At 67.5% G+C, this 20,410-nt stretch carries 17 protein-coding genes and 1 pseudogene; 11 read left to right on the top strand and 7 right to left on the bottom strand.

Going from position 1 to position 20,410, the window contains the following annotated elements; all coding sequences use genetic code 11:
* Nucleotides 1-194: 194 nt before the first annotated feature.
* Together upp and aceA are read left to right on the top strand one after the other, a co-directional pair.
* Nucleotides 195-824, top strand: a complete 630-nt coding sequence (gene upp, locus ASJ79_RS28295) for a uracil phosphoribosyltransferase (RefSeq protein WP_067962495.1) — start codon at nucleotides 195-197, stop codon at nucleotides 822-824.
* A gap of 44 nt (nucleotides 825-868) precedes the next feature.
* Nucleotides 869-3,169 carry an isocitrate lyase ICL2 gene (gene aceA, locus ASJ79_RS28290; protein WP_067962493.1) on the top strand — a complete coding sequence of 767 codons (2,301 nt, stop codon included), beginning with the start codon at nucleotides 869-871 and terminating at the stop codon, nucleotides 3,167-3,169.
* A 28-nt stretch (nucleotides 3,170-3,197) separates the two neighbouring features.
* On the opposite strand, the gene ASJ79_RS28285 is transcribed toward aceA, so the two are convergent.
* The 3 genes from ASJ79_RS28285 to hisD all read right to left on the bottom strand — a co-directional run bounded on the left by ASJ79_RS28285 (nucleotide 3,198) and on the right by hisD (nucleotide 6,394).
* Nucleotides 3,198-3,971 carry an SDR family NAD(P)-dependent oxidoreductase gene (locus tag ASJ79_RS28285; protein WP_197420414.1) on the bottom strand — a complete coding sequence of 258 codons (774 nt, stop codon included), beginning with the start codon at nucleotides 3,969-3,971 and terminating at the stop codon, nucleotides 3,198-3,200.
* A complete protein-coding gene (locus ASJ79_RS28280) occupies nucleotides 3,968-4,936 on the bottom strand; it encodes a cyclase family protein (protein ID WP_067962490.1) in 969 nt (322 codons plus the stop codon). The genes ASJ79_RS28285 and ASJ79_RS28280 overlap by 4 nt, the downstream gene beginning before the upstream one ends.
* Nucleotides 4,937-5,074: 138 nt before the next feature.
* Nucleotides 5,075-6,394, bottom strand: a complete 1,320-nt coding sequence (gene hisD / locus ASJ79_RS28275) for a histidinol dehydrogenase (protein WP_067962487.1) — start codon at nucleotides 6,392-6,394, stop codon at nucleotides 5,075-5,077.
* Between the two features lie 138 nt (nucleotides 6,395-6,532).
* Between hisD and ASJ79_RS28270 the strand changes: the two genes are divergently transcribed.
* A complete protein-coding gene (locus ASJ79_RS28270; RefSeq protein WP_067962485.1) occupies nucleotides 6,533-7,528 on the top strand; it encodes a LacI family DNA-binding transcriptional regulator in 996 nt (331 codons plus the stop codon).
* 16 nt (nucleotides 7,529-7,544) lie between these two features.
* On the opposite strand, the gene ASJ79_RS28265 is transcribed toward ASJ79_RS28270, so the two are convergent.
* The 3 genes from ASJ79_RS28265 to ASJ79_RS28255 are packed head-to-tail and all read right to left on the bottom strand — an operon-like array spanning nucleotide 7,545 to nucleotide 11,478.
* Nucleotides 7,545-8,537 carry an amidohydrolase family protein gene (locus tag ASJ79_RS28265; RefSeq protein WP_067962483.1) on the bottom strand — a complete coding sequence of 331 codons (993 nt, stop codon included), beginning with the start codon at nucleotides 8,535-8,537 and terminating at the stop codon, nucleotides 7,545-7,547.
* A 45-nt stretch (nucleotides 8,538-8,582) separates the two neighbouring features.
* Entirely contained in the window at nucleotides 8,583-10,082 is a 1,500-nt protein-coding gene (locus ASJ79_RS28260; RefSeq protein ID WP_067962481.1) for an aldehyde dehydrogenase family protein, read from the bottom strand.
* A complete protein-coding gene (locus ASJ79_RS28255) occupies nucleotides 10,075-11,478 on the bottom strand; it encodes an MFS transporter (RefSeq protein WP_082754119.1) in 1,404 nt (467 codons plus the stop codon). Before ASJ79_RS28255 ends, ASJ79_RS28260 begins: the two co-directional genes overlap by 8 nt.
* Nucleotides 11,479-11,630: 152 nt before the next feature.
* Here ASJ79_RS28255 and ASJ79_RS28250 point away from each other — a divergent pair, with 152 nt between their 5' ends.
* The 8 genes from ASJ79_RS28250 (at nucleotide 11,631) to ASJ79_RS28215 (ending at nucleotide 20,039) form a co-directional block, all read left to right on the top strand.
* Nucleotides 11,631-13,238, top strand: coding sequence for a CdaR family transcriptional regulator (locus ASJ79_RS28250; protein WP_156448679.1), 1,608 nt, complete (start codon nucleotides 11,631-11,633; stop codon nucleotides 13,236-13,238).
* Between the two features lie 213 nt (nucleotides 13,239-13,451).
* Nucleotides 13,452-14,198 (top strand): GntR family transcriptional regulator, encoded by a 747-nt coding sequence (locus ASJ79_RS28245; protein ID WP_067962473.1) that lies wholly within the window; start codon nucleotides 13,452-13,454, stop codon nucleotides 14,196-14,198.
* Complete coding sequence (locus tag ASJ79_RS28240) at nucleotides 14,195-15,241, top strand: ABC transporter substrate-binding protein (protein ID WP_067962470.1); 1,047 nt, start codon at nucleotides 14,195-14,197, stop codon at nucleotides 15,239-15,241. The genes ASJ79_RS28245 and ASJ79_RS28240 overlap by 4 nt, the downstream gene beginning before the upstream one ends.
* The gene (locus ASJ79_RS28235) at nucleotides 15,238-16,074 is read left to right on the top strand and encodes an ABC transporter permease (protein ID WP_067962467.1); all 837 of its coding nucleotides are present in this window, start codon (nucleotides 15,238-15,240) and stop codon (nucleotides 16,072-16,074) included. The genes ASJ79_RS28240 and ASJ79_RS28235 overlap by 4 nt, the downstream gene beginning before the upstream one ends.
* Before the next feature lies 1 nt (nucleotide 16,075).
* The gene (locus tag ASJ79_RS28230; protein WP_082754118.1) at nucleotides 16,076-16,921 is read left to right on the top strand and encodes an ABC transporter permease; all 846 of its coding nucleotides are present in this window, start codon (nucleotides 16,076-16,078) and stop codon (nucleotides 16,919-16,921) included.
* A gap of 29 nt (nucleotides 16,922-16,950) precedes the next feature.
* Nucleotides 16,951-17,718 (top strand): ABC transporter ATP-binding protein, encoded by a 768-nt coding sequence (locus ASJ79_RS28225; protein WP_067962464.1) that lies wholly within the window; start codon nucleotides 16,951-16,953, stop codon nucleotides 17,716-17,718.
* Nucleotides 17,719-17,751: 33 nt separating this feature from the next.
* Nucleotides 17,752-19,296, top strand: coding sequence for an aldehyde dehydrogenase (locus ASJ79_RS28220; RefSeq protein ID WP_197420413.1), 1,545 nt, complete (start codon nucleotides 17,752-17,754; stop codon nucleotides 19,294-19,296).
* Between the two features lie 2 nt (nucleotides 19,297-19,298).
* Nucleotides 19,299-20,039: an enoyl-CoA hydratase/isomerase family protein gene (locus ASJ79_RS28215; RefSeq protein WP_082754117.1), complete on the top strand. Its 741-nt coding sequence runs from the start codon at nucleotides 19,299-19,301 to the stop codon at nucleotides 20,037-20,039.
* A gap of 33 nt (nucleotides 20,040-20,072) precedes the next feature.
* Here the strand turns inward: ASJ79_RS28215 and ASJ79_RS33520 are convergent.
* Nucleotides 20,073-20,410, bottom strand: a pseudogene (locus tag ASJ79_RS33520) (hypothetical protein); the annotation flags it as partial.

The raw sequence follows: 20,410 nt of genomic DNA, 5'->3' as shown, positions 1-20,410 counted from the left end.
TATCCTTGCAGAGGAACAGCATCCGCTAGGGCGCCAGTTCGCCCGCAGCGGCGCCGACAAGTTCTCAGGCGTTGCGTGGCAGCCGGCGGGAAACGGTGCGCCCCTGTTGTCCGGAACAGTGGCCGCGCGTCGGCGCAGCGGCTGCGCGGCGGGCTGCCGCCGTTGTCGGTGACCAGTGACGGGACGGTGTTCTGATGGGCGGGGTGCACGTCGTCGACCATCCCCTGGTGCAGCACAAGATCACCCTGATGCGGCGGAAGGATCTGTCGACCAACAGCTTCCGCCGGCTGGCGCACGAGGTGTCGGCGTTGATGGCCTACGAGGTGCTGCGCGACCTCGCACTGCACGAGGTCGAGGTGCAGACACCGATGGAAACCACCACCGGCAACGTGGTCGACGGCAAGAAGCTGGTGTTCGTGTCGGTGCTGCGGGCCGGCACCGGCATTCTCGACGGGCTGCTAGAGGTGGTGCCGTCCGCCCGGGTGGGTCACATCGGCCTCTACCGTGACCCGAAAACCCTTGTCGCCGTGGAGTACTACTTCAAGATGCCGGCAGACCTGCAGGAGCGCGACGTGATCGTGCTCGACCCGCTGCTGGCCACCGGGAACTCCGCGGTCGCCGCCGTGGACCGGCTTCGCGAGCACCACCCGAAGTCGATCAAATTCATGTGCCTGCTGACCTGTCCCGAGGGCATCGCCGCGCTGACCGGCGCGCATCCGGATGTGCCGATCTACACCGCGGCCGTCGACCGCGAGCTCGACGGGAACGGCTACATCCTGCCGGGCCTCGGCGATGTCGCCGACCGGATCTTCGGCACCAAATGACGCCAGGAGCGCCCACCCGTGCGGCCCGCGCCGTAGGGTGAGTCATGGCCATCATCGAAGCTGACCTCCAGCCCGAGACGCCGTTCGAGCGCGATGTCGCCGAGACGCAGCGTTACTTCGACAGCCCGCGGTTCGACGGGATCATCCGGCTGTACACGGCGCGCCAGGTCGCCGAACAGCGCGGCACCATCCCGGCCGACTATCCGACCGCCCGTGAGGCGGCCACCGCTTTCTACCCGCACCTGCGCGAACTGTTCGCCAACGGCAGGAGCATCACGACCTTCGGCCCCTATTCCCCCGGTCAGGCCGTGGTGATGAAACGGATGGGCATCGAGGGCATCTACCTCGGCGGGTGGGCGACCTCGGCCAAGGGGTCCATCTCCGAGGATCCCGGCCCGGATCTGGCCAGCTATCCGCTCAGCCAGGTGCCCGAGGAGGCCGCCGGCATCGTGCGCGCGCTGCTGACCGCCGACCGCAACCAGCAGTACCTGCGCCTGCAGATGGACCCCGAACAACGGGCAGCAGCCCCCGAATACGACTACCGGCCGTTCATCATCGCCGACGCCGACACCGGCCACGGTGGGGACCCGCACGTGCGCAACCTGATCCGGCGTTTCGTCGAGGCCGGCGTCCCCGGCTACCACATCGAAGACCAGCGTCCCGGGACCAAGAAGTGCGGTCACCAGGGCGGCAAGGTGCTGGTGCCGTCCGACGAACAGATCAAGCGGCTCAACGCGGCGCGGTTCCAGCTCGACATCATGCGAGTGCCCGGCATCATCGTCGCCCGCACCGACGCCGAGGCGGCCAACCTGATCGACAGCCGCGCCGACGAACGCGACCAGCCCTTCCTGCTCGGCGCCACCAACCTGAAGATCCCGTCGTACAAGTCGTGCTACCTGGCCATGATGCGCCGGTTCTACGACAAGGGGGTCACCGAACTCAACGGGCACCTGCTGTACGCGTTGCCCGAGGGTGAGTACGCCACCGCGGAGGCGTGGCTGGATCGGCAGGGACTGCTCACTCTCATCGACGAGACCGCGACCGGCTGGCAGGACGGCACCGAGGCGTCGATCGACGCGGCCTTCGACACGGTGGAGTCACGGTTCGTCGATGCGTGGCAGGACGACGCGGGCCTGAACACCTACGGCGAGGCGGTCGCCGAACTGCTGGAGTTCCGGGAGCGCGAAGGTGAACCGTCGGCGATGAGCGTCGCCGAGTGGCGGACGTTCGCCGAGCGGGCGCCGCTGTACACGGCCAGGCAGAAGGCCAAGGAGCTCGGCGCCGACGTGGCCTGGGACTGCGAGCGGGTCAAGACGCCCGAGGGTTACTACCAGATCCGCGGCGGCATCCCGTACGCCATCGCGAAATCCCTGGCCGCCGCACCGTTCGCCGACATCCTGTGGATGGAGACCAAGACCGCCGACCTGGCCGACGCCAAACAGTTCGCCGACGCGATCCACGCCGTCTACCCGGACAAGATGCTGGCCTACAACCTGTCGCCGTCGTTCAACTGGGACACCACCGGGATGACCGACGAGGAGATGCGGGCGTTCCCCGAGGAGATCGGCAAGATGGGGTTCGTCTTCAACTTCATCACCTACGGCGGCCATCAGGTCGACGGTGTGGCCTCCGAGGAGTTCGCGACGTCGCTTCGCCAGGAGGGCATGCTCGCGCTGGCCAGGCTGCAGCGCAAGATGCGGCTCGTCGAATCCCCTTATCGCACACCGCAAACGCTGGTCGGTGGGCCGCGCAGCGACGCCGCGCTGGCGGCGTCGTCGGGCCGTACCGCGACCACCAAGGCGATGGGCAAGGGTTCGACCCAGCACCAGCATCTGGTGCAGACCGAGGTGCCGAAGAAGCTGCTGGAGGAGTGGCTGGCGCTGTGGAGCCGGCACTACCAGCTGCCGGAACGGCTGCATGTGCAGTTGCGGCCGCGGCGCGCCGGTTCGGATGTGCTGGATCTGCAGATACTCAGCGACGGGTACGAGGACGGCACGGACCCGCTGGCCAACGTCGTCGTCGACCCGATCAAGGACCGGCACGGCCGCAGCATCCTCACGGTCCGCGACCAGAACACCTTCGCCGAGCACCTGCGGAAGAAGCGGTTGATGGATCTGATCCACCTGTGGCTGATCCACCGGTTCAAGGCCGAGATCGTCTACTACGTGACGCCGACCGAGGACAACATCTACCAGACCGAGAAGATGAAGTCGCACGGCATCTTCAGCGATGTCTACCAGGAGGTCGGCGAGATCATCGTCGCCGACGTGAACCAGCCGCGGATCGACGAGCTGCTGGCCCCCGACCGGGAGGCGCTGACCCGTCTGATCAGCAAGCAGGACTGAGCCGGTCCGGGTCGGTGACCCGACGGCGTCAGTGCGCGGTCCAACCGCCGTCGACGAGCAGCGAGCTGCCGGTCGTCAATGACGACGCCGGGCTGGCCAGGTAGGCGACGGCGGCCGCGACCTCGTCGACCGTGCCGAGCCTGCGCAGCGGGATCTCCCCCAGCACCCAGTCGCGGAACTCGGGCTCGGCCAGACCGCGGGCGGTCAGCGCCGTCTCGATGAACGTCGGGGCGACGGTGTTCACCCGGATCCCCTCGCCGGCCAGTTCCAGCGCGAGCGCCCTGGTCATGCCCTCCAGCGCCCATTTCGACGAGCAGTACAGCGTGCGCTGCGGTCCCCCGACGTGGCCCATCTGCGAACTGATCGACACGATCGAGCCGCCGTCGCCGTGCTCACGCATGCGGGCGACCGCCTGCTGTGTCACGAACAGCGCGGCCTCGACGTTCACCGCCATCACCGCGGCGTACGTCTGCGGCGTGATCTCCTCCAGGCGCTGGGGGATGTTGCGTCCCGCGCTGTTCACCAGCACGTCGACGCGCTGTCCCGCCATCACCGACGAGACGAAGGAGGGGTCGGTGACATCACCGTCGTGGACCTCCGCGACGCCACCGTGATCGGCTGCCAGCCGGGCTGTTTCGTGCAGCGACTCCGGTGTGCGGCCCACCAGGTGAACGGTGGCGCCGAGCCGGGACAGCGCCACCGCCGAGGCGCGGCCGATCCCCGACCCGGCGCCGGTGACCCACGCGTGCTTCCCGGTCAGGGACGCGCCACCGACGAGGGCGTCGACCGCCCCCGCGGTCACTTGATCGCCTGCGGATTCAGCGGCGAGCCGACCGCACCCGGGATCACCAACGGCGGGCCGACCAGCATGAACTCGTACTGCCCGTCGGCGGCGCAATCGTCGGCCAGCGCGTCGAGGTACCAGATCTCGCCCACGAGCAGACCCATGGACACGATCATCACCAGGTGCAGCGGCTGGAAGGTGCCCTCCAGTTCGTTGGGCCGGACCTCGGCGCCCCAGGTGTCGGTGGCGATGCCCGCGACCTCCTTGTCGTAGAGCCACTTCGCGACCGACAGCGACAGACCGGGGGCGTCGCCTGCCGAGTAGCCGCCCCAGTTCGGGAGACCGCGCCGCGCCGCCATGTCGCCGGTGCGGATCAGCACGATGTCGCCGCGCCCCACCGAGACACCGTGGAACTCGCACGCCTCGTCGAGGTCCTCCGGGTAGATCGCCTCACCCGGTTCCAGATGCGTCCGGCCCTTGACCCGCGGAATGTCCAGCAGCACACCACGGGACACGATCGTCGGCATGTGCTCGACACCGCCCCGCTTGGCGCCCGACGAGGTCACTTCGCCGGCGCTGAAGCCGTTGAACATCTTGCCGTCCCGGAAGATGTGCCCGAGCGCGTCCCACTGCGTTCCGCCCTGCAGGAACAGGAACAAGCTGTCGTCGGCGAATCCCCAACCCAGCGGGTCGGCGCTGTAGGTCTGGGTGCCGGCCAGGTGGTCGGTGCCGGTGGCCGCCATCTGGTGGACGGGGTTGACCCGGCCGAACGCGCCGGTCTGGGGACCGTTCCCGTCGAGCGGCAGCTGTAGGGAGATCGCCTTACCGGTCCGCACCAGCGACGCGGCGTGCTGCAGGATGTCGGGCGTGATGAAGTTCAGTGTCCCCCTTTGATCTTCGCTGCCCCAACGTCCCCAGTTGTTGCAGGACTCGTACAGCTCGTGGAACAGCTCGAAGGTGATGGGCGCCTTGCTTGTGGTCATGGTCAACTCCGTGTCTCGTGCGGTCGCCCGAAATCTACGGGGACCATCAGGGGGCCGGTTCCTCGTCGGAAAGGATTTCTACGCCTTCTGTTGCGCAGATCGGCGAAAGCGCAGCGCCCATCACCTTCTGGCATCGGCTCAGGTCCACTCCGGGGTGCCGTGAGGCGCCCAGGCCAGCGGCTCGTTCCGGTACTTGGACACTCGGACGTCACCGGAGCGGGCGTGCCCCTCGAACAGTTCCACCCGGGCGGCCCGTCCGAGCACCTCACCCAACGCGGCGCTCGCGGCGCGGTCGGTGACCTCCTGGTAGGTCACCGTCTTGAGGTATTTGCCGACCCACAGCCCGCCGGTATACCGCGCCGCACCGCGGGTCGGCAGCGTGTGATTGGTGCCGATCACCTTGTCCCCGTACGAAACACCGGTGCCTTCACCGAGGAACAGCGCGCCGTAGTTCCGCATCGCCGACAACGCGTCGCGCGGCGCGGCGGTCAGGATCTGAACGTGCTCGCTGGCGAAATCGTCGGCGACGCGGTAAGCCTCCGCCAGGTCGTCGACGACGATGACCTGCCCGTGGTCGCGCCAGGCGGCTTCGGCATAGTCGCGGGTCGACATGGTGGGCAGGATCGCCTCGACCAGTTCGAGGACCTTCTCGCCCAGGGACTTCGAAGTGGTGATCAGAACGGCCGGCGAATCGGGGCCGTGCTCGGCTTGCGACAACAGGTCGACGGCGACGATGAACGGGTCGGCGGTGTCGTCGGCGACGATCAGCGTTTCGGTGGGGCCGGCGAACAGGTCGATGCCGACCTCACCGAACAGTTGCCGTTTGGCTTCGGCGACGTAGGCGTTGCCGGGGCCGGCCAACAGGTCGACCTTGCCGATGGATTCGGTGCCCAGCGCCATCGCCGCCACCGCCTGAACACCGCCGAGCAGATAGATCTCGTCGGCACCCGCCAAGCTCATCGCGGCCACGGTGGCGGCCGGGATCTCACCGCGGATGGGTGGCGTGCAGGCAGTCACGCGCTCCACGCCGGCCACCTTGGCGGTGACGATCGTCATGTGCGCCGAGGCGACAAGCGGATAGCGGCCACCCGGGATGTAGGCGCCGGCCGCCGACACCGGGATGTTGCGCTGGCCGAGGAACACCCCGGGCTGGGTCTCGACCTCGAAATCGTGCAGCGAGGCCAGCTGGTGTTCGGCGAACACCCGCACGTTGTGCTGAGCCAACTTGATGTCCTCGATCGTCTGCCGGGGCACGGTGGCGACGATGGACTCGACATCCTCGTCGCTGAGCTTGAAGCTGTCCGGGCTCCAGTTGTCGAATTTCATCGAGTAATCGCGCACCGCGTCGTCACCTCGGCGGCGGATGTCGGCGATCACGTCGGCGACGGTGGCGGCCACGTCGGAGTTGCGGGCGGTTCCGGCCGCGGTCGCTGTTGCACTCTTGAGCATGTCGGGCATCGATCAGTTCCTTTCCTCGGGCGTGACTGAAACCGTATTCGCATACGTATGCAAGGTCAATATCCAACTGTTATCCGCATGTTTCAGGTCGATTGGCTAGACTCCGGACACCGAGCCACATACGTAGTCAGGAAACCTTTGGCATTCACCAGTCACGATGTCGCCAAGCTCGCCGGCGTCTCACAGTCGACGGTGTCGCGGGCTCTGCGCGGCGTGCCGGGCATCGCCCCGGAGACGGTCGCCCGGGTGCGGGAGGCGGCCCGCACCCTGTCCTACGTTCCCAGTGAAGCGGGCCGCACGCTGTCGACCCGGCAAGCCAGATCGATCGGCGTGTTCACCGCAGAGCTGACCAACCCGTTCTACCCTGCGCTGGTCGAGCCCATGCGCGCCCGGTTGGCGCAACGCGGCTACCGCACCATCCTGTTGACCGAGTCCGACGACGCCGCCGGTGCGGTCGAAAGTCTGCCGCATGGCGTCGTCGACGGCGTCATCATCGCCACGGCCCACCTGGGCTCGCAATTGCCGGCCGGTCTGCGCGTCCGCAACATCCCGTTCGTCCTCGTCAACCGCTCGGTGGACGGGGTGGAATGCGACCGGAGCGTCGTCGACAACATCGCCGGTGGCCGGCTGGCCGCCGAGTTCCTCACCGATCTCGGGCACCGCGACATCGCCGCCATCTTCGGGCCGGCCGACACCAGCACCGGTCGCGATCGGGAATTCGGATTTCGCATCGGTCTCGGTGACCGCGCGGTCGCCATGCCAGACGGGCTCATCCACCGCGGCCCGTTCAGCTATGACACCGGCTACCGGTGCACCTCACTGCTGCTGGAGTCGCCCACCCCGCCGACCGCGATCTTCTGCGGCAACGACGTGATCGCGTTGGGGGCGCTCAACGCCGCGCGCGCACGCGGCCGCCATGTCGGCCGGGACCTGTCCATCATCGGGTTCGACGATATCGACCAGGCCTCATGGGAACTGATCGATCTGACCACGATTCGGTGTGACCTGACGCAGATGGCACAGACCGCGGCAGACCTTGTCGTCGACCGCATCACCGCGCCGGACGCGCCGTACCGGGAGGCCGTCCTCGAACCCAGCGTCGTCTCCCGGGGTTCGCACCACCGGCCGGGCTGAGCCCGGCCTGCGGCGGTCAGGTCAGGTCAAGCCACCGTAAGGCGTTGTCCCGCAGCACTTCTTGATCCAAGCCGAGAGCCCTGGCCGATCGCACCGGGTGAGGATCGGCCATGTCGAACGGATAGTCGGAGCCGAGCGTGATACGGCTCGGATCCACGACCTGGCGGAGCAATGCACCGGCCTCGACCGAATGTGACAGCGAATCGGCGTAGACGTGGCTGCGGAACACCTCGCTGGGCGGCCGGTGGCTGTCGCACGAGATGTCGCCACGCATGCGCCAGCCGTGGTTCCAACGGCCCAGCAGCGCCGGCGCCACCCCCGCGCCGTGCACGAAGGCGATCCGCAGTTGCGGTTTGCGGTCGAAGGTTCCGCCGAGCAGCAGCGAGGCGATCGCAGTGGCGGACTCCACCGGGTTGCCGATCAGATTCTGCAGATAATGCGCGTTGAATCCCGGCCGCGGTTGTTGCATCGGGTGTACCAACACCGCGAGCCCCGCATCGGCACAGCTGTCCACCACGTGGCTCAACCCGGCGTCACCGAGCGTGACGGTGCCCACGACCGCGGGCACCGCGACGCCGCGAACACCGGCCGCCACAAGGCGTTTCACCTCGGCGGCGGTGGCGTTGCGGTCCTGCACCGGCAGCACCCCGATCGGCACCAGGCGGTCCGGGTGGTTCTCGCACATCCGGATCAGGCCGTCGTTGAAACGGCCGGCGTAGTCGGCGGCCGCTTCCGGCTCTGCGGTGACGGCGAACGCGTAGGGCGGCGCCGACACCACCCGCACGGCGATCTCCTCGGCGTCCATGTCGGCCAGGATCCGGGGCACCCCGGAGATCTGCTCACGGGTGACCGCGATGGAGAACTCACCCAGGTACAACTCGCCGTCGCGGTCGGTCAGGTGGGTGACCCCGGTCGCGGTCGGGATGGCATAGCAGTCTTCCGGCAACAGGTGCGCGTGGATGTCGATGTGGCCGGCTGCCAACGCCGACGCGGTATTCCAGTGGGTCATGGTCACTTTCTCTCAGCGCGGCGCGGGCTGCGCCGCCGGGTTGCCCTAATTCAGTCGCGAGGTGTCGCCGCTGGTGAACCACGCCGGTGCGCCGTCGGCGATCCGGACGATGACGTTCTTCTTCTCGAGGAAACCGAAGAACGATTCGGTCCCGGCCTGCTTGCCGATCCCGGAGTCCTTGAACCCGCCCCACGGCATGGCCGGGGACAGCCGATGGTGGTCGTTGATCCAGGTCATCCCGGCCCGGATGCTCTGTGCGGCGCGGTGGGCGCGGCCGATGTCGCGGCTCCACACCGCTGCTCCCAGCCCGAACTGTGAGGCGTTGGCCTTCCGGACGGCGTCGTCATCGTCGACGAAGGTCTCGATCGAGACCAGCGGCCCGAACACCTCCTCACGGGCCACCGTCATCTCCTCCGTCACATCACCGATGACCGTCGGTTCGACGAAGTAGCCGCCGTCGAGCGCGCCGCCGAGCCGTGGCGCCTGCCCGCCGGCCAGGATCTTGGCACCTTCGTCGGCGGCGCCGTTGGCATATCGCAGGGTACGGTCACGGGCGGCGGCGGAGATGACCGGTCCCATCTGTGTCGACGGGTCGAGTGGGTCACCCAACCGGATGGAGGTGGCGACGTCGACCAGGCGGGCAGTGAAGTCGGCGGCGAGGGACTCGTGCACGATCACCCGGGCACCGGCCACACATGATTGTCCGGCGGCGATGAAGCCGGCGAACGCCGCGCCGGCCACGGCGTCGTCGAGCGTTGCGTCGTCGAAGATCAACACCGGTGTCTTGCCGCCCAGTTCGGCGGTCACCTTGCCGAAGTTGCGTCCCGCGGCCGCCGCCACTGCCCGTCCGGTCTCGGTGCCGCCGGTGAACTCGATCCGATTGATCAGAGGATGGTTGGTCAGCGCCGCACCAGCCTCCTGGCCGAGCCCGATCACCACGTTGAGCGTACCGCCCGGCACGCCGGCCTCGTAGGCGAGTTCGGCGAGTAGCAATGTCGTCAGCGGAGTGAGCTCGGAAGGCTTGACCACCACGGTGTTGCCGGTCGCCAGGGCCGGGGCGATTCCGCGCGCGGCGATCATCATCGGATGGTTGTACGGCGTCATCACGGCCGCGACACCCAGGGGCACATACTCCATGTAGTCGAGGTAGCCCTCCCCCACCGGCACGGTTTCCCCGCGCAGCGTCAGCGCCAGGGCGGCGTTGTAGCGGAAGAACTCCGGGACGATCCCGATCTGCGCCCGGGTTTCGTGGATCGGCCTGCCGTTGTTGGTCGCTTCCAGCGCGCTGAACTCTTCCAACCGATCCTCGATGAGATCGGCCAGCCGGTTCAGGACCCGGGCGCGTTGTGCCGCCGTCGTCTTCGACCACTCGCCGTGGTCGAACTCGTGCCGAGCGGCGGTCACCGCGAGGTCGACGTCGGCGGCGTCGCCGGCCGGTACCTCGGTGAGGACCTCACCGGTGGCGGGATTGCGGACCGGCAGCCACCGCCCGCCTGCCGCCGCGGCGCGTCGACCGTCGATCAGCATCTTCGTTCGGTCAGCCATTGGTGATCCTCGATTCTTCTGTGTCGTCGGTGACCCGCGAGGGTCCTCGGTTCGCAGCCGATTCGCGTTCGCTGCCTTCGTAGATCATCTTTCCGCGAGTCTCGGGAAGACCCTTGATGCCCACCAGAGCGATCAGTCCGACGGTGGCCAGGGTCAGGATGGCCAGCTGCAGGTTGCCTCCGAACACGGCCAGCGCCAGGGCGCCGGCGAACAGCGGGCCGAAGGAGGTGATCAGTCGGCCGAAACCGTTGGTGAACGACAGCGCGGTGGCCCGCACCCGCGGAGCGTAGAGCTCCGGGAACCAGACCGCGCATCCGGAGAAGGCGCCGAACATCCCGAAGCCGATCACCGGCAGGACCACAACGTAGGCGGTGAAGCCCCAATCCCAGGGGAACAGCGCCACGGAACCGACCCACATGCACGACATGCTGACCATGAACGCGCGCTTCCGGCCGAGGGCGTCGGCCATCGAACCCCACGTCGCGTATCCGATCAGGCCGCCCAGGTTGAGCATCGCGGTACCCAGCGCCACCTGGGAGGTGGTGGACGCGGCGTCCAGTCCGGAGTCGACGGACAGCTGGCGGATCATCTGCGGGACCCAGGTGGTGATCGACCAGAACGCGATGAGCGAGCCGAGCGAGATCGCCATGGCCAACAACGTGGTCCGGCGTAGAGCACCGGAGAACAGTTCGGCAAGGGTGAATTTGCTGCGCTCGGCCTTTCCGGCTCTGGCGGCCTCGTCCTGGGCCCGGCGATCCGCCCGCGCGGCGGCCGCCACCTCCGGTTCGGCGACATAGCGCCGCATGATGATGACGATGGCGATGGGCACCGCGGTCATCAGCATGACGTTCCGCCACCCGAGGTGACCGATCAGGCCGAACACCACCGAGGCCAGGAAGTAGCCGGCGGCGTAACCGGACGCCATCAAACTTGTGGCGCGGCCCCGGAATCGGTTGTTCCAGGTCTCGGCGATCAGCGCGGCGCCCACCGGGTACTCGACCCCCGAGCCGATACCGGCGATGAACCTGAACAGTGCGATCTGCCAGAACTCCGTCGCGAAGGCGGTCAGCACGGTGAAGATCGCGAAGGTGACGATCCCGATCATCAGCACCCGGACCCGGCCGAAGTAGTCGGCGAGGATTCCCAAGCTGATCGACCCGATCGCCCACCCGAAAAGGTAGAGACTGATCGCGATTCCGATGTGCATCGTGACGGCGGACTGCTCGGGCGCGATTCCGTCCACTGTGAGTACCTCGGTGATCGCCGGCGACGCCACCAGAGTGAACAAACTGCCGTCGAAGCCGTCGAGCCCCCACGCCGACATCGTGACGATGAGCGTCCACCACTGTGCCCGCGTCACCGTCCCTCGCATCGTGTCGCGATTCCGTGTTCCCACGCTGGAACTCCTGTCGTCGTTGTTGTGCAAGATGCCGCGGCCCGGACGCCGAAAGTCTAGGAAGCTGTGATCCGCGCAATATCATCATTTCGGAGCAACATCACCGTGCCCCGTGCACGAATAGATGAAAGCGGTGGTGGCATGCTGGCCGCGTGGAGAGCACGACGACAGCCGACGTCAGCCGCACCGGCGATACTGTGGGCATTCCGGTGCACGAGCTGCCCCGCCTACTCGGCGAGGATCTGCTGGCGCTCGTCGCGACGCCGGCCGGTGAGAGCGCACGAGTCCGGTCGCTGTGTGTCTTCGACCGGCATTCCGGGGAGCGCGCCGACCTGATGCTGGCGATCGGGCCCGGCCCGGGCGACTGGACCGACGTGATCGAAATCGCGGCGGACCGCGGCGCCTGCGCGGTGATCACCGATCCGCTTCCGGCCGACATCGTGCCACGGATCCGCGCGGCGGCGACCCGCACCGGTGTGGCTCTGCTCGAGCGGAGCGGCGATGTGACCTGGCTGGCGCTGGCCGATCTGATCCGCGATCTCATCGCACATGCGCAGCCCGACGACATCCGGGTATCGGGAGTGGCCGTCGAGGACCTCGCCGGCTTGGCTGAGTCTCTCGCCGAGATGCTCGGCGGCCCGGTGATCATCGAGGACGCCAAGTTCCGGGTGCTGTCGTATTCGAGTTCGACCGACGAGGTAGACCACGGCCGCGACATCGCCATTCTCGGGCGCCGCATCCCCGAGGACTGGCTGCGCCATCTGGAGTCGCTCGGTCTCCTCGACACCCTGCTGGGCACCGACGAGGTGGTCACCGTCGACGACGGACCATTCGAAGCCCGGCGTCGTCTTCTGTGTTCCATCAGGGCCGAGCGCTTTCTGCTCGGCATCCTCTGGGTCGCCGAAGGCGACACACCGCTGCCCGCCGACGTGCGGGAGCGGATGGCCACCGCCGCCCGGGTCGCCGCGCCATTCCTGTTGCGCCATCAGGAAGTCGGGTTCAGCCGGCGGTCCACCCAGGACCGGCAGATGCGCCACCTGCTGGACGAAGGCGCCATGCCGCTTTCGGCGGCCGAGGAGTACGGACTCTCACCGGCCTCGCACTACACCGTCCTCGGCCTGCGTACCTCGCCAGACGCGTTGATCAGCAACCTCGATCGGAATCGGATCGTCGAATCCGTCGGCATGTACTGCCAGTCGTACCGTCGGAGGGCGGCAACGACGACGCTCGGTCACACGGTGTACTGCGTCCTCGCCCACGACGGGCAGACCTCGGCTGCGCGATGGAAGGACTTCGTTGCGGCGATGGGCGAACACGTCGGTCAGGCCCTGCTCGGTCGAGGTCTGCAGATCGCCATCAGCCGCACCGTGGGCAGCCTGCAGGACGTGCCCGTCGCGCGCCGGCAGGTCGACCAGGTGCTCCAAACCTCGTCGACGGGCGCGGCGGTGACGGTGACGCTGTTCGACGACGCCCTGCCACGGATCACGCTGGCCCAGCTGAGTCAGTTCGTCGAGAACAACGGGATCGACTACCCGAAGCTCGAGTTGCTGCGCGCAGAGGACCGGGCCAGCGGTTCGGAGTTCGTGGCGACGCTGACCCAGTACCTGTCGGCGTTCGGAAACGTCGTCGTCGCCGCCCGGCGGCTCAACATCCATGTCACCACACTGCGATACCGGTTGAAGCGGATCCGGGCGATCTCGGGCCTGGATCTCGACGACCCCGCGGAGCGGCTGCTCTGCGAACTTCTCCTCCGCCGGTAACGGTCCCCACGGCGCGGCGCAGTCGCGCGGTGGCGCACGGAGCGGCCCCGGTCAGCAGCGCATCGGTTGCCGGTGTGCGTCCAGCCTGGCTTCCCACGAAGTGGCGCTCCAGCAACGCTCCACGTGATGCATCCCATAGACATCGCACGAACGTGATTGACAACACGTTTTTGGGTGTATACATTCTGCTGCGTTAGTAGACAAGGAGGTCAGATGGCATACGAAAGTGCTGCCAGTCGCATCGCGGCCCAACTGCGGACCGAGATCCTGCACGGCCAGATCGCGCCGGGCTCGCGGCTGTCGCAGCTGAGCATCGCCGAGCGCTTCGGGGTGAGCCGGATCCCCGTCCGCGACGCGTTGCAGATGCTCGCAGGCGAGGGGCTGATGCACCCGAGTTCGAATGCCACCGCGGTGGTGATCGGAATGTCGATTCCCGAGCTGCAGGAGCTCTATGAACTTCGGGAAGCGGTCGAACCTCTGGCCACCCAGATCGCCGTCCCGAAGGTCGGCAGGGCCGACATCCTGATCATGCGCAAGCAGATGGCGGTGATGGAGACCAGCAGCGAACCGCCGATCTGGTTGGCTGCCAACGCCGATTTCCACGCCGCCGTCTACAAGCGGGCCGGCCGCCCCCGGATGATCGAGCTCGTCGAACAGCTACGCCGGCTCACCGATCGCTACCTGTACATGCATCTGGAGGTGATCGGGCAGACCGAGCATCTGCACGCCGAGCACGCAGCGATCCTGAGCGCCGTCGAGAACGGCGACCCGGCGCTGGCGGCCAGGCTCACTCGCGAGCACCTGGCCACCTCCCACGACTACATCCTGTCTTACCTGTTGGAACATCCGGCCGCGACCGGTGGCGACGATCTCATCAGCTACCACGATCGCGATCACCAAGACCCCGTGCCCTCGGCGACGAAGCCGGGGGACGGTCGAACGAAGGGAACACAATCGTGAATGGACTGGCACGGCGGCTGACCGCCACCTTGATCGCTGCCAGCACCGCAATTGCGATGTCGGGCTGTGTATCTCGACCCGATTCGGGTGGCGGGAGCGGTGGCGAGAGCGGAACCATCCGGTTCACGTTCGCGCCGGATCCCGTGTGGGACTACATCACCGACCAGGGCATCCTCGCCGAGATGGAAGAGGAATCCGGGATCAAGATCGAGGCGTCCTCCACCTGGGACGAGTTCGGCGTGTTCGCAGGCGGTCACGCCGACATCGTGTCCTCGGCCTCCTACGAGGTCCCGGTGATCGAAGAGGAGACCGGCCGCGACACCGTCATCATCGGCAAGTACAACCTGGACCGCAGCGTCATCATCACCGCCGCCGACAACCCGGCGCAGACGTTGGCTGACCTCAAGGGCCAGGACATCTCCGTCTACACCGCGGTGTCGGCGACGCTGCTGTGGGGTGCTTTCGCCAAGAAGATGCACGACGTCGACTTCCGCACCGGCGGTGGCGATTACAACCTCATCGTCTCCGATCCCCAGCAGCAGGCTGACCTGGTGACCCGTGGCGAGGTGGCAGCCTGCCTGTGCCTGCCCGAGTTCGCCGCGCCAGGCCTGCGCAGCGGCGAGCTCAAGGTCATCTACGACGGCAAGGCATCGTCGGACATGTATGAAGAACTGGTGGTCCAGGGCCACGAGGGGCCGATGATCAACGTCTTCCTGGCCGGTAACGAGTGGGCGCAGGAGAACCCGGAGCAGGTGGAGTTCTTCCTCGACGTGTGGCAGCGGGGTCTCTCGGAATGGGAGGCCAACAAGGCCGAGATCATCGAGACCTACCCGCAGCACTTCGCGGTCGAGGCGCCCGAGGACATTGCCTTCGTGCAGAACTACATCGACGACCACGACTGGTTCGTTCGGGACGTCCGGTTCGACCAGGCCTGGGCCGACAACGAGGCAATGGTCTTCCCGCTGCTGAAGGAGACCGGCTTCATGGCGCAAGACCAGGCGCAGCCGAAGTTCCGTCCATCTGAGTCCGGTGGCCAGTCGTGACCGTGACCGCCAATCAACCCACTGACGCGGCGGCCGCTCCCTCGGAGAAGGGGGCGGCGCCCGCCCGCGCCCTGACGGTTTCGGCCGGCCGGGTGGGCCTGCACCTCATCGGTTATGCGGTGCTGGTGGGCATCTGGGCGTTCTGCTCGCTGGTGGTGTTCACCGAGTACGTCCTGCCCGCGCCCTGGACGGTCGGTGCCGAGATGTGGCATCTGGCTGCCGACGGCACCGCGTTCGTCCAGTTCGGTGCCAGCATCCTCAAGATCGCCCTCGGTTTCGCCATCGGCACGGTGTTCGGCGTACCCCTGGGCCTGCTGATGGGCCGGATCCGGTACCAGAAGTACTTCTGGCAGCAACCGCTGCTGGTGCTCGGCAACGTACCCGGACTGGCGTACGCCGTGTTCGCGCTGATCCTCTTCGGGATCGGGGCCATCGGCCCGGTGGTGGTGGTGTCGTTCGTGGCGCTGCCCTACGTCGCGCTCAACGTCGCTCAGGGCGTCGAGGAGGTGGACCGGCGGCTCGTCGACATGAGCACGGTGTACGGCCTCGGGCGTGGTGATGTCATCAAGTCGGTGTTCCTGCCCTCGGTGATGCCGTTCCTGTTCGCCGCGCTGCGGTACGGGTTCGCGATGGCGTGGAAGGTCGAGGCGCTCACCGAGGTCTTCGGTGGCCGCAGTGGTATCGGCTTCATGATTCGCCAATCATTCCAAGAGTTTTCGGTTGCCGGCGTACTGGCCTGGACGGGGTTCTTCGTGATCTTCATTCTGTTGATCGAACGAGTGTTCCTGGCCGGTCTGGAACAACGGTTCTTCGCATGGAGAGGTGGCCGCTGACATGAGCGCACCCGTGACCGACCGTGCCGCCACGGTCACCACCCGCCCCAAAGGCGGACCCGGCTGGCTGACCGGCCCGACCGGCGCCACCACCGCCGCGGCGTTGTTGTTCCTGCTGCTGTGGCAGATCGCCGGTATGGTCGGCGACCGGATTCCGGGCCCCGTCCCGGTGGTCAAGGCCGCGATTGACGAAATCGAACGCGGCGAGTTCTTCTTCAACTTCGCCGTGAGCATGCAGAGGTTCGCGATCGGGATGCTGATCTCGATCGTCCTCGGCATCGTCATCGGACTCGCGATCGGGTCCTTCCGGGTGTTCGACGACATGTTCGGCGATGTGAACCTGGTCGGGCTGGCGATACCGGCCGTCATCTGGGCTCTGTTGTGCGCCATGTGGTTCGGTTTCGCCGATACCGCACCGATACTCACGGTGATCCTGTCGGCCGTGCCGTTCGTCGTCGTCAACGTCGCGGCGGGGGCGAGGTCGGTGGCGCCGGCGCTGCTGGACATGTCACAGTCCTATGACGTGCCTCCGGCACGCAGGCTGCGGCACGTGGTGTTGCCCGCGGTCACCGGATATGCGGTGGCGGGCATTCGATTCGGTGTGATGTCGGGCTGGAACGGTCTGTTGCTGTCGGAGTGGTTCGGCTCGGCGGACGGCGTCGGGCACCGAGCCCGCTACTGGTATGACGCCAACCAGTTGCCCGGATTCGTGGCCTGGATCGCGTTCTTCATCGCGTTCATGGTGCTCACCGACCGGGTACTGCTGGAGCGGATGAGCCGACGCGCATTCCGTTGGCGCGACGGTGAATCCAAGCCCGGCGAACCCACGGCTGCTGCGGCCGCCTAGACCTTCACCCACACTCAAGGAGACCAAAAATGGCCAACGTCACCGTCACCAATCTGGTCAAAGTCTTCGGCACCCCCACGGGGCCGCAGACCGTGATCAACCACATCGGCTTCGAGATCGCCGACCAGTCGTTCGTCTCGCTCGTAGGACCCTCCGGCTGCGGTAAGACCACACTGCTCAACATCATCGCCGGTATCGAATCCGCCACCTCGGGCACCGTCACCATCGGTAGGGCCGGCCAGACGGCCAAGCTCGCCTACGTGTTCCAGGAGCCGCGTCTGCTGCCCTGGCGGTCGATCTTCGACAACCTGATGTATGTCCAGAAGGTGCGCGACGAGGCCGCCAAACAGCGGGTCCATGAAGCACTTGAGCGGGTGGGGCTGGGTCACGCCGAGAAGAAGTGGCCCGGTCAGCTCTCGGGCGGCCAGCAGCAGCGTGTCGGCATCGCCAGGGCGCTGTCGATCGAACCGGACGTGCTGCTGATGGACGAGCCGTTCAGCCATCTCGACGCCATCACCGCACGCGGTCTGCGCGAACATCTGCAGGAGATCTGGGCGCAGACCCGCAAGACCGTCGTGTTCGTCACCCACGACGTCAAGGAGGCCGCCGAGCTGTCCGACCGGATCCTGATGCTGGCACCGGGCGGCACCATCCACGAGGACATCGCCGTCGACCTGCCCCGCCCCCGCAAGGCGTCGAACACCGAAGTCGCCGTGCTGGAGTCGTCGATCCTGCGCCGGTTCGAAGAACTGGAAGCCAGTTCCCGCCAGCAGTCCACGGCCCCTGTCAGCGCCTGACCCCCTGCCTACAAAGAAAGAAAAAGAAGCAGAATGAGTGAATCGGTTGCGACCCACTCGGTCGCCGACCCCCACACCGCCCGCAACGGTCAGGACGTCCACGGCCTGCTCATCGACGGCGAGCGCCGGCCCGGCCGGGGCGAGATCCTCGACCTGATCAACCCGGCGACGGCACGCGTCTTCGCGCGCTGCCACAGCGCCAGCGCCGAGGACACGCATGACGCGGTGGTCTCCGCCCGGGCCGCGTTCGACTCGGGGGTCTGGTCCCAAATGCCCATCCACCAGCGTTCCCGGATCCTCAACCGATTCGGTGATCTGCTGGAAAGGGACATGGACAAGCTGTACCGCCTGGAGACCGACAACAACGGCAGGCCGATCACCGAGACCAAGGCGCAGATCACCCGGCTGCCGGAGTGGTACCGGTACAACGCCGCCCTGCTGTTGGCCGGGCGCAACTCGGTGGTCCCGATGTCGGGTCCCTACCACTCCTACACGTCACGGTTCCCGCTCGGGGTGGTGGCCACCCTGTCGTCGTTCAATCACCCGCTGATGATCGCGTCCAAGAGTGTCGCCCCGGCACTGGCGACCGGGAACAGCGTGGTGCTCAAGCCGTCCGAGCAGACCCCGTTGACCGCGCTGCTGATCGGTGACCTGGCCCTGGAAGCGGGGATCCCGCCCGGGGTGCTGAACGTGATTCCCGGTCTGGGACCGGTGGCGGGCGCGGGCCTGGCCGAGCATCCGCTGGTCGACAAGGTCGTGTTCACGGGCGGCACGGAGGTCGGCCGGATCATCTCGGTGGCCGCGGCGTCGCGGTTCGCGAAGGCCACGGTCGAACTGGGCGGTAAGACTCCGGTGCTGGTGTTCGATGACGTGCCCGCCGACGTGTCGTCTCGTGGCGCGGCGTTCGGCGGGTTCGTCGGGGCCGGCCAGACCTGCATCGCCGGCACCCGGATCCTGGTGCAGGAGACGGTGTATGACGATTTCGTGGCGGGACTGGTGGCCCAGGCCGAGCGCATCCGGATCGGTGATCCCAGCCAGGCCGAGACCCAACTCGGGCCGGTCATCTCGGAACGTGCCCGGCAGCGCATCCTGAACTACGTCGAGATCGGTGTGTCCGAGGGCGCGACGTTGGCGACCGGCGGTGTGGCCGTGGACGTGCCGGGTCTCGACGGTTATTTCGTCGCCCCGACCGTGCTGTCGAACGTCACCAATCAGATGCGGGTGGCCCGCGAGGAGATCTTCGGTCCCGTGCTGGTGGTCATTCCCTTCAAGGACGAGGCCGACGCGATCGCCATCGCCAACGATTCGCCCTACGGTCTCGGCTCGTCGATCTGGACGCGCAACGTGGCCCGTGCGCACCGGGTGGCCTCGAAGCTGGAGCACGGCATCGTCTGGGTCAACGACCATCACCGGCTCGACCCGTGCTCGCCGTGGGGCGGCGTGCGGGAGAGCGGGCACGGGCGCGAAGGCGGCACCGAATCGTTCGACGACTTCACCCACGTCCGCGCCGTGACGGTGCGGACGGCCCCTGACGACGTCGACTGGTACGGCGGCGTCGCGCTGGAAAGGCTCAACTGAAAATGACTGTCACACAAGATGTCTCGGTTGTGCCCGGGCTGAACGTAGAACGGGACGGCGCGGTGCTGACCGTGCGCCTGGACAGCCCCGACGGCAACCTGATGACGATGGCCATGTGCGACGCCCTGGCCGGGATTCTCACCGCGCCACCGGACGGGGTGCACGTGTTGGTGCTGTCCGCTGCCGGGGACAGCTTCTGCCTGGGACGGGAGCGCACCGCCGCGACCCCGGACGACCTCCCGGACGAGGTGCGCCGCCTGATCGCCGTCAACGACGCGCTGGCGGCGACGCCGCTGGTGACCGTGGCCCGTGTCCACGGCGATGCGGCCGGGTTCGGGGTGGGACTGGCCGCGCTGTGCGACGTCGCCGTCGCGACGCGCGACGCCCGGTTGAGTTTCCCCGAGGTGCGCATCAATCTGGCGCCGGCGCTGGTGTTGGCCTGGCTGCCCCACATGGTCGGCCGTCGCGCCGCGTTCTGGTTGACGGCGAGTGGGGCCCCGGTCTGCGGTGACGAGGCGGTCCGGATCGGTCTCGTCAACGAGGTGGTGGACGACGTGGACACGCTGGACGCGGTGGTCGCGAAGAAGGTCGAGGTGCTGCTGGCCGCCGAGCCGCGGGTGCACACCGAGATCCGGGCGATGCTGCGTTCGGTCGAGTCATTGTCCGAACGCCAGTGCTATGAACTGGCCGGCGACCGGTTGGTGCTCGGTTCGTTGCGGCGTCTGCACTCCGCTCCCAGCTGACCCGACGGTCGCCCGGGTTCGGCGGCCTGACCTCTACAGCAGGGCCGCGGCCCGGTGCACGAGGTCGCGCCACCTCCCGACGGTGGTCGGGTCGGTCACCGTGTACCGGGCCAGGCGTTCCGGGTCCGGCGCCGCGGGCATCGGTGCCGCGGGCAGCGACCCGTCCGTCGGTACGAGAGATCGTGTGCCCGAGACGATGTCGTCCTGGGCAAGCCACCGCGGGACCGGCCCGAAGACCGTGGGCAGGTCCGGCAACGCGGCGGCCAATGACTCGACCGAACGCAGCATCGCCCGGATCTCGGTGTGCACCCGCGGCTCGGCGGCCAGCAGCCACTCGAGCTTCTTCGCGACCACCGCGGCCAGCGGGTCCA

The organism is Mycobacterium sp. NAZ190054 (genome assembly GCF_001545925.1).
In the GTDB taxonomy this organism is placed as follows: Bacteria; Actinomycetota; Actinomycetes; order Mycobacteriales; family Mycobacteriaceae; genus Mycobacterium.
Note: the sequence above shows the minus strand (reverse complement) of the source record. Positions and strands in the feature narration are given on the sequence as shown.